Genomic DNA, 12603 nt, shown 5'->3' with positions numbered 1-12603 from the left:
CCGTATGCTACGGATAGCAAATTTTTTAAAAAGAATTTGTAAGCTTCGTGCCTTCTCTGCCCCACCTACCTTTTGAGTAAATAAAGGGCCGCTACTTTTCAGTAGCAGCCCACTTGCATTCTTAGTACTCACTCGGAAGTAGAATCACATTGCCCGAAACGTAAATTTTGATTTCAGCGAGTGGAAAGTCTGTGTAGGGGATTTGCTTTGAACAAAGGACCCGGTCGTGGCCGTCTTCGCAACTGAGTAACGCCGTTGACTCTTCGAGATTGGTCGCTAGTATCCAGACCTGGAATTCTTCCGTTTTCACTCTTGGGTGGAACTGCTGGTATGCAATTTCGTCGACCAGCCAGTACGCTCCGGCTTTGTTCATCATATGCCTGATCCCATCGGTGTATAGCATTTTGCGGACGATCGGGTGACGGTACCAATTTTCCGTGCCGGTGAATTGTGAGAGTTCTGTCGATGTCAATTGCTGAGTTTCCATTTTCTGCTGTTTGAATACCTCCACCGTTGGAGAACAATGCCTATCAGCATGAGGCAGAACCTGGCAAGGCAACACCAACACGGGAGCGAAGCGAATGGAGCGGGCAGCGTGATTGACGCCCAGGCTGCTTTATGCATCTTGCGTTGTTTCTCCTCAGTGGTAGGCTACTGACGAAAACTATGTGCTGAAATCCGAACGGCTGATACATTCGATTATAGTCTACGAGTTTTCAATCAGCAACTAACAATCTAGCCAGCAAGTATTTAGGTAAAAAAATGACGGTTGCATAAGGAAAATTACCTAGCCTCTGAAGTTGGATGTAATCCTTAGCAGCATATTCTATCGTACCATTAATGTCTGCAACGTACTGGCCGCCTATCTACGGAAGCAAAACCGTCCGGAAGTTCATACATTCAAATAGCCAACATCCATTAAAAGCTTTGAGCTCGGTAGTTTTGAAATAAGATCGGAAAATACTGCTTTGAAAAGTCCGTGCTCCGCAGTATTATAGTGTTTCAGCGTAAAACCCCTTAATATGAATTGGATGTCAACAGAGTTTTGGAGCCAAGGATGGTGGCAAGGATTTGGCGGCGCAGTCGCTTTAATAAGTCTTTTGACTGCATTTATGGCGATTTACATATCAATGCAGCATAACAAGGCGAAAAAGCTGTCATATGAAGTTATATATGCTGCCCCTCTATTAAATATCGATAATAAAGTAAAAGGAGATCTGCAAATCACTTACAAAGGTCACGGCGTCAAGCAATTAAATATCCTAAAAATAAAAGTAATTAACAATGGGAGCTTACCAATTAAATCTGATGATTTTGAGGGGTTACTAGAAGTCCAGATCGAAAATGCAGAAACCCTAATTGACTTCCATTTTTCAGATGCGAAACCCCACAACTTGCCAGTTATCGGAGATAAAAATGGGAATGCCATATTAATCCAACCATTATTACTTAATGTTGGCGAATATTTTACCATTCAAACTATATTTGACGGACCAGATGATACTTTCTCTGTATTCGCAAGAATAATTGGTGTAAGCGAAATTAAGCCAGTTACAGAGCGACCAGTCAGTATGACGCTTGGAATATTGATGGCGATATCACTTTCCGCCACCTTCGCATACATTTTCTTCATTGAAGGCACTCGCTTTGCCCTGTATGTTGGTTATTCATTATCAATACTGTTACCGTTGGTATCGGTATATTTCTTCGCCAAAATGTATCATTTACGAGTGAAAAATGGCAGATAAGATCTGAAAGAATATTTAAATATTAATAAACCATATATTATTTTCATGAAATTACTTAAATACGAATTTTTAGATGCACCGGAAGGGTCTTACAACGGCGTGCTTAAACAACTAGTCACTCAAATTCGAAATCTCAGAAATAACAGCACAAGTGAAGATTTTATCAAAGCCGGACCCAGTGTTCGAAAACTAGAACAGTGGTTACAGAACGTCGACGATTCTATGAGCAATGGCTCCCATAGGGAATATATTCAAGAGATTATGGATGAACTGTCACAAGAAGATGATATTGAGAGCAATTTTTTGGAGGAAATCGAGCGATCTTTGAAAACCATACTCAAATCAGTCGCCAATATCGGCTTCTCGATGGACGATGTAAATTTCTCATTCGAGAACGTGGAAGCGGTACAATGGATTGAGTACTTAGGCTACAATGGTGATAAGCAAAAACAAGAAATCGTAAGAAGTACGTTCCAGTCGATCTGTTACAAAAATGGACTTATTTTTATCGATAAAACGGCAGAATGAATAAAAGAACTACCTTACCAGTAGTCTGTCAATAGTTTACAAATTGAGGATTAGATAACTTTCGTGGTCTAATCCTCAACTCAAATAGCCCATTATAAGCAACGCGAGTAAGAGCCAGTTGTCATTCTAGTTTTTGCTTCGGCTCGTTGGAACTTCCCCAATCTAAGATCAAATTCTTAATAACTCGCTCCTCCAAATAATTGATTTCAAATGTGTTAAGCGTTTTCCCAAGTTCAGATTTTGCGACATCAACGAGTGCTGCAACCTCTTTTTCTACCCAATCAAATAGAGGAATGTAAGACTTAATTTCATCGTAGGCAGGACCAGTCCGAGCGGTTTTAACGTTAAAGTAGGTATCTGGTTTTGGAGTTCCATTCTCCTTAACAGTCACTACTACAACTGCATTTTCAAAAGGCGATGAGTCTCGATGGGCCACAAACTTGTCGCGCAACATCATTATTCGATCATGAAGAACTAAAAGCTCCGGTTTATTAGCGAATATACTTTTATCTAATCGCTCGTTTTTGTCCCAGTTCTTTGTAAAGCAACGCCCATACATTGTTATTAGGCCGTACCATTGCGAGTCGTTCTGTGATTCGACATATTCTTTTTCTCCATCCTCTCTTGGCTCTTCCAACTTCTTCATCAGGTCCCGCGCCGCGTAGCGCAAAAACATAAAGTCTGCTTGAATGTAAGCCAAAGAATATAGCTTTCGAGCGTGCTCAGGGTCTAGGTAAATATTAAGATGTTGTGAATTGCTTTCTTCAACTTGGCGTAATAGCGTTCGAATAGCGGGGTTCTCGATCATAAATAGTGTTAATTTGGCTTCGAAAGCAATCAATTTCTGGTTTACGTACTAAGGTACTTCGAATAGGGTACAATACTGAAATTATGCAGCAGCACTTTCCGATGTTCCATCTATCTTCTCCTGGATTTCTTTAAGCTGCTTTAAGATTGTGTCCATGGTTTGCGAGATATGTTGCACTCCGAGACCCTTTCAGGAACGTCCTTGGAAAAGTAACTGTGAAACTTCCAGATTTCAATCACATCACCGGCACTCACCTCGTAAGGCTCATACGCCCGGTTCAGCGATTCGAGAAGCATTTTATTCCCCTCTGGCAAAACAGTCAATTTCTTGAAGACAAAATCCTGCTCCCCATCCAGGATCACAATGCATAGCGTGCCTGCCTTCAAGGCCGTCCAGTCCTCGACATACCGGCAGATCACATCTGCCCCCTCCGGCACCGGCAGCATCGAATCGCCTGTTGTGGGAAACATCCGGAACGTGCCCGTTTGCGGAAGGCCGGGCACGGAGAATTTGGGCAGCGAAGCGATGAATTCCGGGTTCGCATACCCGCTCCGGTAACCAGCCTTGGCTTTGACCGGCACATACTCGACGTTCTCCTTATTGGCTTTATCTGTCGAGATGGCCAGCACCCGAAGGTTGGTTCCTTTCATGTAGAGCTCATTCCCCGCTTCCAGCTCTCGGAGCGGGAGCTCCCCTACCCTTCTCAGGTCAACCCGGAAAAGATTGTCGATCGATAGCCCGAAAAAATCCGAGAATTTGATCAGGTCAACCGCAGGCGGGTTTTCCGTCCTCCCAGCCTCAATCGCAGCAAGTTTCACCCTTGTGACGCCCAGCTGCTCGGCGAAATCTTCCTGGGTCATTTTCCTTCGCTCACGGAGAAACCGGATGTTGCTACCAAAAAAAAGTTTTGCGCTTGTCATGGCATAATGTTATTATTGAAATCACATCAATGGTACTAACAATACCAAAGATATAAAAACATTAGTATTATGGAAACTGCATTGAAAAAAAGTGAGCTGGTTGCCAGGCTCAGAAGCGATATCGCCGCTTTGCAGGGCTTCCGTGCGCCGGCGTTGGGCGTAAAACAAGACGACTTTGGCCTTGGGCCCGTAATGAAAGCCTTTCCGCAAGGGGTGTTCCCCCGCGTGGGGATGCATGAGTTTATCAGCCAGTCCGCTGAGCAGACTGCCGCCACCTCCGGCTTTATGGCCGCGCTGGCCGGTAAGATGATGAAACAAGACGGGCTCTGCCTTTGGCTCGGCACGCGCCGCACAGTTTACCCGTTCGGATTGAGCCAGTTCGGTGTATCTCCCGACCGGGTAATCTTTGTCGATTTGAAAAAGGACAAAGACCTGTTGTGGGCGATCGAGGAAGCGCTTAAATGCGATGCGCTCTCAGCAGTCATCGGCGAGATCAAGGAATTGAACCTGACCGAATCGAGAAGATTACAGCTTACCGCCGAAGAAAGCAAGGTGACTGGCCTTTTACATAGGGTATCCCCTCGCCTTTCAAACCCGGTTGCAGCCGTCTGCCGCTGGCGGATCAGCCCGCTTCCGGGCGTAACAGACCACGTGCTTCCCGGCATCGGATTTCCGCGCTGGCAGGTACAGGTCGAGAAAGTACGTAACGGCGAGCCAGGCAGCTGGCCGCTCGAATTCCGTGATGGCAGCTTTGAGCTGATAGACGAATCTGTTTCTTTTCACCAGTACATATCAAAGGCCGGATAAAGCTGCTTGGGAAGATGAAAAGATATGTGGCGATATGGCTTAGGCACCTTTTGGTTGACCGCGTGCTGCTCATCCGGCCGGAGCTGGATGGCAAACCCTTTGTGCTTGCCGCCAAAGAGCGTAACCGGATGGTGGTGAAAGCATCCAGCCGCGATGCTTTGAAATTGGGAATTGAAGTGGGCATGGTGCTCGCCGACGCGCGCGCAGTACAGCCTGAGCTGGAAGTGCTGGATTACGATCCTAGCTTACCCGAAAAGCTGTTGCACGCTCTGGCCGAATGGGCCATCCGCTACTCGCCGCTGGTAGCCATTGACCTGCCCGACGGATTGATCCTGGACGCAACGGGCTGTGCGCACCTGTGGGGTAGCGAGGCAGCTTACCTGAAAGATATTGCAACCCGGCTCAAAGCCTCAGGCTATGATGTCCGGACCGCGATGGCCGACACGATCGGGGCGGCCTGGGCAGTTTCGCGCTACTCTCGCGCTTTCCCGATCATCCCGCCAGGCGAGCAGCTGTCAGCACTCTTGCAGCTGCCGCCACATGCATTGCGGCTGGAAGCTGCGGTTATCGAGAAAATGCAGAAGCTGGGGCTTTACCAGATCAAAAGCTTTATCTACATGCCGCCATCGGTGCTTCGCCGAAGGTTCGGCCAGGCCACGCTCGACCAGATCGGCAAAGCGCTAGGCACCATGCATGAGGCCTTTGAGCCGGTGTGCCCTGCCGAGCCCTATCAGGAGCGGCTTTCCAGCCTGGAACCGATCCAGACCGCGGCAGGCATCGAGATAGCCATCCAGAAGCTTCTGGAAAAACTCTGTGAACGCCTGGTCAAAGACGGCAAGGGAGCCAGACAGGCCGTGCTACGCTGCTACCGGATCGACGGCGAGATCCAGCAGGTCCAGATCGGCACCAGTGGGCCCTCATGTAGCGCCTCCCATATGTTCAAGCTCTTTGAGCTGAAAATTGCCAGCATCGAGCCTGCCCTGGGCATTGAGCTTTTTGTGATGGAAGCCCCGGTAGTTGAGCCGTTGGCAAACGCGCAAGAAACGCTCTGGGATTTAAGCAGCGGCAATAAGATCACGCGAATCGCAGAGCTGATCGACCGGCTCAGCGCCCGCGCGGGCACGGGCGTCATCCACCGCTACCTTCCGGCTCAGCATCACTGGCCGGAGCGCGCGATCACTGAGGCCACAACACTTAACGACCAGCCCGAGATAGAATGGCGGACCGACCAACACCGGCCGGTGCAGTTGCTGGCCGAGCCCGAACGGATCATCGTATCTGCCCCGGTACCGGATTACCCGCCTATGCTGTTCCGCTATAAAGGGGATATCCACCGGATCAAGAAAGCGGACGGGCCTAACCGGATCGAGCAGGAATGGTGGATTGATGATGGGATGCACCGCGACTACTACGCGGTCGAAGACGAGCAGGGAGGCCGCTACTGGATCTTCCGGCTCGGCCACTACAATGAAGAGCTCAGCGCCGAGTGGTTCATCCACGGCTTTTTCGCATAAAACCTTCCCGACCTCATGCAGTACACCGAATTACAGGTAACCAGCAATTTCAGCTTTCTTCGCGGCGCTTCGCATCCCGAAGAGCTCGTTGATCAGGCGATCCACTATGGCTACAAGAAAATAGCCATCACTGACCGGAATACGCTGGCAGGGATCGTGCGCGCGCATTCGGCCGCTCGCGGCAAAGGCTTTGAGATTATCCCAGCCGCGCGGCTCGATCTCATTGATGGGCCCAGTCTACTCGCCTACCCTACCGATAAGCCCGGCTACGCCCGGCTTTCAGCGCTGTTATCGCTAGGCAACCGAAGGACCGAAAAGGGAAAATGTGATCTCTACCGAAGGGATGTATACGAGCATGCCGAAGGAATGAAGTTTGTTGCCGTCGCCCCGGTGACGCTGAATGCATCCTTTGAGTTTGATCCGGGTTTTGAAAGGGCGCTCCGTGAATACAGAAGTGAGCTGGGCAGTGAGCTTTACCTGGCCGCTACCCGCTCCTATGTGGAAAGCGATGTTAAGAAGTTCTTCCGGCTGTCTGAAATCGCCAAGCGCCTGGATGTTCCGCTGGTGGCGACCAACGATGTGCATTACCATCACCCCGAACGCCGCCAGCTGCAAGACATCGTCACCTGCGTGCGTGAGAAATGCACGATCTACAATGCCGGCTTCCGGCTGCACCAGAACGCGGAGCGTTACCTGAAAGACCAGGCAGAGATGCTCCGGATCTTCCGCGGTTTTCCGGACGCGATCAGGCGCACACAGGAAATAGCCGATGCCTGCACCTTCTCGCTGGACACGCTGCAATACGTCTACCCCGAAGAGATCACCGGCGGCGACCGGAGCCCGCAAGAGGAGCTCACCTACCTGGCCTGGAAAGGTGCCAGGGATTTTTACGGGGAGCCGGTGCCAGAGAAAGTAGCCAGCGCGATCGAGCATGAGCTCAAATTTGTGGCCGAGATGGATTATGCCGCATACTTTCTGACGGTATATGATATCGTCCGCTTCGCCCGTGAGCGCGGCATCCTGTGCCAGGGGCGCGGCTCAGCGGCCAACTCGACGGTCTGCTTCTGTCTTGGCATCACCAGCGTTGACCCTACCAAGTTTGATCTGCTCTTTGAGCGCTTCATTTCATCAGCCCGTAACGAGCCGCCGGATATCGACGTGGATTTTGAGCATGAGCGGCGGGAAGAAGTGATCCAATACATCTACCAGAAATATGGCCGCGACCGCTCAGCGATCGTGGCCACTGTCACCCAGCTGCACCAGAAGGGCGCGGTCCGCGATGTGGCAAAAGCGATGGGGATGTCCGTCGATGCCATCAACAAGCTTTCCAGCTCGATCTGGGAGTTTACCGACGAGTGGTTTGAAGGAAAACGTATTTCGGACCAAGGTTTTAATGCAAACGACCCGCACCTTTTGAAGGTGCTCGACCTGACCAAGCAGTTTATGGGCTTTCCGCGCCAGCTGGGCCAGCACACAGGCGGGTTTGTGATCACCCAGGGCAAGATCACAGACCTATGCCCCATCATTAACGCGAGGATGGAAGACCGGACCAATATCGAATGGAACAAAGACGATATCGACACGCTAGGGTTTCTGAAAATAGACGTGCTCGCCCTGGGCATGCTAACCTGCATCCGCAAAGGCTTTGACCTTTTAAAAGAGCATTACGGAAAAACCTATACGCTAGCCACTGTGCCGCAGGATGACCCGGTCGTCTATGAGATGATCTCGCATGCCGATACGATCGGGGTCTTTCAGATCGAAAGCAGGGCGCAGCAGTCGATGCTGCCCAGGCTCAGGCCGCAGAACTTTTATGACCTGGTCATCGAAGTGGCTATTGTCCGGCCCGGCCCGATCCAGGGGGATATGGTGCACCCGTATTTGAGAAGGCGAAACGGCGAAGAGCCGGTCGAATATCCTTCCAAGGAGCTGGAAGATATTTTAGGCCGGACGCTGGGCGTGCCATTGTTTCAGGAGCAGGCCATGAAAATCGCGATCGTAGCCGCTGGCTTCACCCCTGCAGAAGCCGATAAGCTCAGGCGCAGTATGGCGACTTTTAAGCTGAGTGGGCTTGTCACCCAGTTTGAAAAGAAGCTGATTGACGGCATGACCGGTCGGGGCTATACGGAAGAGTATGCGCGCCGGATCTTTAAGCAGCTGGAAGGTTTTGGTAGCTACGGGTTTCCTGAAAGCCACGCGGCCAGCTTCGCGCTTTTGGTCTATGTTTCCAGTTGGATGAAATGCTATTATCCCGATGTGTTTGCGACAGCGCTGTTGAACTCTCAGCCGATGGGCTTTTACCAGCCTTCCCAGATTGTGATCGATGCCCAAAAGCATGGGGTGAAGGTCCGGCCCGTGGATGTGAACATTTCCCAGTGGGATAACACGCTCGAAGAACCAGAAGGGAAATATAGGGCCGTCAGGCTCGGCTTTCGTCAGGTCAAAGGGCTTTCTGAGCAGGATGTCGCCGCTTTGGTCGCTGGCCGCACCACGCCTTACACGGCCATCCACCTGATGCGTGATGCCGGCGTATCGCAAGGGGCGCTGGAAAGGCTCGCGGATGCGGACGCTTTCCGATCGATGGGCATGGACAGGCGGCAGGCCATGTGGGAAGCGTCAGCGCTCTCCGACCGGCCGATGGGCGTTTTTAAAGGTCAACAGTCAGCCAGCGAGTTCGAGGCCCCAGTCGAGCTGCCCAAACTATCGCTTTCAGAGCATGTCGTCCAGGATTATATGTCAACCTCGCTTTCACTAAAAGCGCACCCGGTCAGCTTCGTCCGTAGTGAGCTCGCTGCGAAACGGGCGGTACCAACGGCGGACCTATCCAAATTTCGCGACGGGCAGTTTGTGCGCGTTGCAGGGCTAGTGCTGGTGCGCCAGCGGCCAGGCACTGCCGGTGGGGTTTGCTTTATAACCATCGAGGACGAATCCGGTGTGGCCAACCTGGTAGTCTTTCAGAGCCTTTTTGAGAAATTCAGAAAAGAAATCCTGCGCTCTCGGCTTTTGATGGTGGAAGGAAAGCTACAAATCGAAGGGGAAGTGATCCATGTGGTCGTCCGGCGCTGCTATGATATGTCGCCATTGCTTCGACAGCTCAACCAGAAGGATGAAGATCCTGACGTGATGACGCTCTCGCGCGCCGATGAAAAAGATGAATATGTCTCCCAGTCTGTTAACCGTAAAACCCAGATCAGAAAGAAGCCCGTGCAATTGGAAATATTTCCTTCTGGCCGTAACTTCCATTAACCATGGTAGCCGCTTATAACCCTTTCGAAATCCTGAACCTGCCCATGATCCGGCGCATCACCCAGCATGGCAACCACTTCATTGTCCTGCAACGCTTCAACTGGCCGGGGATCAAGGAAGGTCATGGCTTTATGGCAACACCCTATAAGGACGAAAAATCAGGGAAAGCCCATGCGGCCCAGCTGGCAGAAAAGGAAGGGAAGCTGCTGAGCCTCTCGGCCGATATCGAAAAGATCACCTCCCTGATCAATGACCCCAAATACAGCCTTTTCCTTTGCACCTTCCGGGAAGAATCATGGAGCAAGAAAATGATTAAATTGTACCAGCGAAATATGATATGTTACATCAAAGCCCGGATGCCTATCGCCTCCAACGATGCGATCGTCATTCACCTGGATCTCAAATTCGGAAGGCTCAAAGCAACTGTGACGGCTAACGGGCCAGAGCATGAGTTCGACGCCTATGAAATGATAAAATAAGCACCCATGATTTCATTCTTGCATCGGCGTCAGCTTTGCTACGACATATCCCTTCACAGCGATATTGAGCTGACCAAAGAGATATTTCCCAAAGTCAAAGATCAGCGTGTAAGCCTGATCGCGCCAGGTGGCGACCATGTGCTTTCGTTCGGCTTCCCTGAGTACCCGATCATCTCGCGGCAAGGCAGTGACCTGGTTCTCTCTGAAATGGAATGGTCGGTGGATCCTGTCTATGAAAAAGACCCAGTAGAAAGGAAGAAAAAGCGCATCCGGATGGCCGATATGCGCTCAGAGCGCGTGTTAGAGGATAAACGCTCCTACTGGTACAAGCTCCGCACGAACCGCTGCCTGATCCCCGTATCGGGAACCTATGAGCACCGCGCTATACAGGGCTGGGCCCAGAAGGTCCCCTACTACATCTGGCCCAAAGACCGTAAGATCCAGTTCCTTCCCGGGCTTTATCAGCTCTTTGAGTCGATCGGACCAACTGGTGAAAAGATACAGATTGGCAGCTTCGGGATGCTCACCCGCCCGGCAAACGAGCTGATGGCAAACATCCACAACGACGGCGAGTTCCGTCACCGGATGCCGCTGTTTCTGACGCCCGAATTAGAACAGTTCTGGGTTTCTGAGAATTTCTCCGATGATGATATGAAAGCGGTTTTTGACTATTGTTTGCCCTCAGAGCTGCTGGATGCTCATACCGTTTTTAGCGTCAGGGGAAAGAAGCCGCGGCCGGATGGGAAGCCGAAGTTTGAGTTTTGGAGGTATGAAAATTTGCCGCCACTGGGGGACGATCATGAGTTGTCGAATCAGATGGCACTGTTCTAGCAAAGAATATAGCACTAGCTGTCATCAACGTAATTCAACGTAAGAACACTTTCGCCGTCAACTGTGATTAGCCAAACGTGTTGGTAACGACTGCCAATTTGATTTATAAATGTATAAAACGCTATTAACACGAACGATGAAAAAACTATATGTGGCTATCCTCTTCTCGACCCTCTTTTTAGCTTTCAACTTATTTGCAAAAGCACAAATCAAAGAACCCGATTTCATTGGCGAGTCATATATAATAAAAATTGACAGCTCTTATTCTAAGCTCGATAAGTCCATTGGTAATTTCACATCAGGAATGTCGTTCTCTTCGAATTCCTGGAATGCCCTTTCACTCGAAGTCGACGGCGGAAAAGCGCAAACCAGGATTGCTCCGGCCGAAAAAATCATGCTCATAGTGCGCGCAGTTGATAATAACTCCGACCCCATGAGTATCATAACCATCTACAAATTCAATGCAAAGAAGAACAAAAGGACGGTTGTAGTTAGCAAGGACAATTCTGGGACAGTTATGAAAAGTCGCACTAACTCGAAAGAAATGATCAAGTTTGATGGAAGCAAATATGGGTCTTCTTCATATATTTTGGATTTGGGACACCTAAAATCCGGTGAATATGGAGTAGTTGTGTCAAATCCGAATAGCAAGGATGAAAAACGCGTAATTGTATCTGGCTTTGGAGTGGACTGAGTGGTAGTTAATTAAGCCAATGTGCTTAGATCACCAATACCAGGAAGTCCTCTGTCTTATTAACTTAAATGATGCTCCAAGAGTAGATACACTGAATCATAAGACGGCTATTTGAGGCGCTTTTCAGCCGGATTTGGCCGGCCTGCCAGTCGGCGCACAGTGTCGCAAAGAACGGGGGTTATTATGCGAAAAATCAAAATAGAACAATTCATTGATCAATGTGTCTTAGATAGAAGTCTACAATTTGTTCTATCATCATAGCTGGTTTATCCAAGGGTATATTGTGTGAGCTGCCTTTTGCAACAATTAGTCTTCGATTTGGATACCCTTTAACCAAATTTCGTTGATCTTCCTTGAATCGCTCATTTTCAAAACTTTCTTCAAAAGGGCCATTTTCCGCCATAATATCTAGCAAAGGAATATTAGTTGGTAAAGGGACCTGTCTGACGTAATCACTGGTACTCTCCATTCTGGCCAGCAAATAATACAAACTCATATATTCAGATTCGTAATCTTTTCGATTCATACTCTGAAAATATCGTTTGGCAAATTGCATATCGCCGTAGGATGGTATCCTGGGATCAACAAGGATAATCCCTTTCACCTGATCGGAGTGGCGAGCGGCATAAACTCTGTTATAAAAGCCGCCCAATGAATGTCCAACCAGCAGTAACTTTTCGTTTATGAAACCAAACTTTTGCAAAGCCGATTCAAGACTTTTGATTTCCCGAAGAATCGTATAGCCCAAAGTGTCAAGGCTACTTTGGCCAAAACCTGCCCGGTCATACGTAATAACAGTTGCTTTGAGACGCTGATGCACTATTGTTGCTATCGAATCCCATTGTGACGCATCTTGTCCGCCACCAGATTCAAAAAGTATAGGGGTTCTCTCCCCTTTTATCATTTTAAAGTGCAGCTTGTACGGGTTAGCATCTATGATTGTATCGTATCCGGCCTATCAACTACGTATTTGTTAATTGGTGAACCTTGTTAAAGTGTTGCGGATACAGGTCAGTGATGTTTTTATG

At 49.4% G+C, this 12603-nt stretch carries 12 protein-coding genes; 8 read left to right on the top strand and 4 right to left on the bottom strand.

The annotated features are described in order from the left end of the window. Positions 1-121 precede the first annotated feature (121 nt). The gene (locus IEY24_RS24775) at positions 122-487 is read right to left on the bottom strand and encodes a DUF6876 family protein (RefSeq protein WP_188937434.1); all 366 of its coding nucleotides are present in this window, start codon (positions 485-487) and stop codon (positions 122-124) included. A 535-nt stretch (positions 488-1022) separates the two neighbouring features. On the opposite strand from IEY24_RS24775, the gene IEY24_RS24770 reads away from it, so the two are divergent. Together IEY24_RS24770 and IEY24_RS24765 are read left to right on the top strand one after the other, a co-directional pair. Continuing rightward, a complete protein-coding gene (locus IEY24_RS24770; RefSeq protein WP_188937431.1) occupies positions 1023-1748 on the top strand; it encodes a hypothetical protein in 726 nt (241 codons plus the stop codon). Positions 1749-1793: 45 nt separating this feature from the next. Beyond that, positions 1794-2276 (top strand): hypothetical protein, encoded by a 483-nt coding sequence (locus IEY24_RS24765; protein ID WP_188937430.1) that lies wholly within the window; start codon positions 1794-1796, stop codon positions 2274-2276. Between the two features lie 121 nt (positions 2277-2397). Here the strand turns inward: IEY24_RS24765 and IEY24_RS24760 are convergent, their stop codons facing one another. Together IEY24_RS24760 and IEY24_RS24755 are read right to left on the bottom strand one after the other, a co-directional pair. Next, on the bottom strand, positions 2398-3084 hold the full coding sequence (locus IEY24_RS24760) for a hypothetical protein (protein ID WP_188937429.1): 687 nt from the start codon (positions 3082-3084) through the stop codon (positions 2398-2400). Positions 3085-3224: 140 nt separating this feature from the next. After that, positions 3225-4004, bottom strand: a complete 780-nt coding sequence (locus tag IEY24_RS24755; protein WP_188937426.1) for an XRE family transcriptional regulator — start codon at positions 4002-4004, stop codon at positions 3225-3227. 69 nt (positions 4005-4073) lie between these two features. Between IEY24_RS24755 and IEY24_RS24750 the strand changes: the two genes are divergently transcribed. The 6 genes from IEY24_RS24750 to IEY24_RS24725 all read left to right on the top strand — a co-directional run bounded on the left by IEY24_RS24750 (position 4074) and on the right by IEY24_RS24725 (position 11575). Beyond that, complete coding sequence (locus IEY24_RS24750; protein ID WP_188937423.1) at positions 4074-4811, top strand: ImuA family protein; 738 nt, start codon at positions 4074-4076, stop codon at positions 4809-4811. Between the two features lie 14 nt (positions 4812-4825). Further along, positions 4826-6325 carry a Y-family DNA polymerase gene (locus tag IEY24_RS24745; RefSeq protein WP_188937420.1) on the top strand — a complete coding sequence of 500 codons (1500 nt, stop codon included), beginning with the start codon at positions 4826-4828 and terminating at the stop codon, positions 6323-6325. Between the two features lie 15 nt (positions 6326-6340). Further along, positions 6341-9571, top strand: a complete 3231-nt coding sequence (locus IEY24_RS24740) for an error-prone DNA polymerase (protein WP_188937418.1) — start codon at positions 6341-6343, stop codon at positions 9569-9571. A gap of 2 nt (positions 9572-9573) precedes the next feature. Beyond that, positions 9574-10050 carry a hypothetical protein gene (locus IEY24_RS24735; protein ID WP_188937417.1) on the top strand — a complete coding sequence of 159 codons (477 nt, stop codon included), beginning with the start codon at positions 9574-9576 and terminating at the stop codon, positions 10048-10050. Between the two features lie 6 nt (positions 10051-10056). Continuing rightward, positions 10057-10881 carry an SOS response-associated peptidase gene (locus IEY24_RS24730; RefSeq protein WP_188937415.1) on the top strand — a complete coding sequence of 275 codons (825 nt, stop codon included), beginning with the start codon at positions 10057-10059 and terminating at the stop codon, positions 10879-10881. 136 nt (positions 10882-11017) lie between these two features. Continuing rightward, the gene (locus IEY24_RS24725) at positions 11018-11575 is read left to right on the top strand and encodes a hypothetical protein (RefSeq protein ID WP_229223041.1); all 558 of its coding nucleotides are present in this window, start codon (positions 11018-11020) and stop codon (positions 11573-11575) included. Between the two features lie 208 nt (positions 11576-11783). Here the strand turns inward: IEY24_RS24725 and IEY24_RS24720 are convergent, their stop codons facing one another. Then, entirely contained in the window at positions 11784-12479 is a 696-nt protein-coding gene (locus tag IEY24_RS24720) for an alpha/beta fold hydrolase (protein ID WP_188937409.1), read from the bottom strand. Positions 12480-12603 lie beyond the last annotated feature (124 nt).

It is taken from the genome of Dyadobacter endophyticus (assembly GCF_014641595.1).
GTDB lineage: Bacteria > Bacteroidota > Bacteroidia > Cytophagales > Spirosomataceae > Dyadobacter > Dyadobacter endophyticus.
The sequence above is the reverse complement of the archived record's forward strand: the minus strand, read 5'-3'. Positions and strand labels throughout refer to the sequence as shown.

Excerpts from the sequence above, each read along its gene's own strand:
- IEY24_RS24745 (WP_188937420.1), top strand. The coding sequence starts at position 4,826 with ATGAAAAGATATGTGGCGATATGGCTTAGGCACCTTTTGGTTGACCGC.
- IEY24_RS24755 (WP_188937426.1), bottom strand. The coding sequence starts at position 4,004 with ATGACAAGCGCAAAACTTTTTTTTGGTAGCAACATCCGGTTTCTCCGT.
- IEY24_RS24770 (WP_188937431.1), top strand. The coding sequence starts at position 1,023 with ATGAATTGGATGTCAACAGAGTTTTGGAGCCAAGGATGGTGGCAAGGA.
- IEY24_RS24740 (WP_188937418.1), top strand. The coding sequence starts at position 6,341 with ATGCAGTACACCGAATTACAGGTAACCAGCAATTTCAGCTTTCTTCGC.
- IEY24_RS24730 (WP_188937415.1), top strand. The coding sequence starts at position 10,057 with ATGATTTCATTCTTGCATCGGCGTCAGCTTTGCTACGACATATCCCTT.
- IEY24_RS24775 (WP_188937434.1), bottom strand. The coding sequence starts at position 487 with ATGGAAACTCAGCAATTGACATCGACAGAACTCTCACAATTCACCGGC.
- IEY24_RS24750 (WP_188937423.1), top strand. The coding sequence starts at position 4,074 with ATGGAAACTGCATTGAAAAAAAGTGAGCTGGTTGCCAGGCTCAGAAGC.
- IEY24_RS24720 (WP_188937409.1), bottom strand. The coding sequence starts at position 12,479 with ATGATAAAAGGGGAGAGAACCCCTATACTTTTTGAATCTGGTGGCGGA.
- IEY24_RS24725 (WP_229223041.1), top strand. The coding sequence starts at position 11,018 with ATGAAAAAACTATATGTGGCTATCCTCTTCTCGACCCTCTTTTTAGCT.
- IEY24_RS24735 (WP_188937417.1), top strand. The coding sequence starts at position 9,574 with ATGGTAGCCGCTTATAACCCTTTCGAAATCCTGAACCTGCCCATGATC.
- IEY24_RS24765 (WP_188937430.1), top strand. The coding sequence starts at position 1,794 with ATGAAATTACTTAAATACGAATTTTTAGATGCACCGGAAGGGTCTTAC.
- IEY24_RS24760 (WP_188937429.1), bottom strand. The coding sequence starts at position 3,084 with ATGATCGAGAACCCCGCTATTCGAACGCTATTACGCCAAGTTGAAGAA.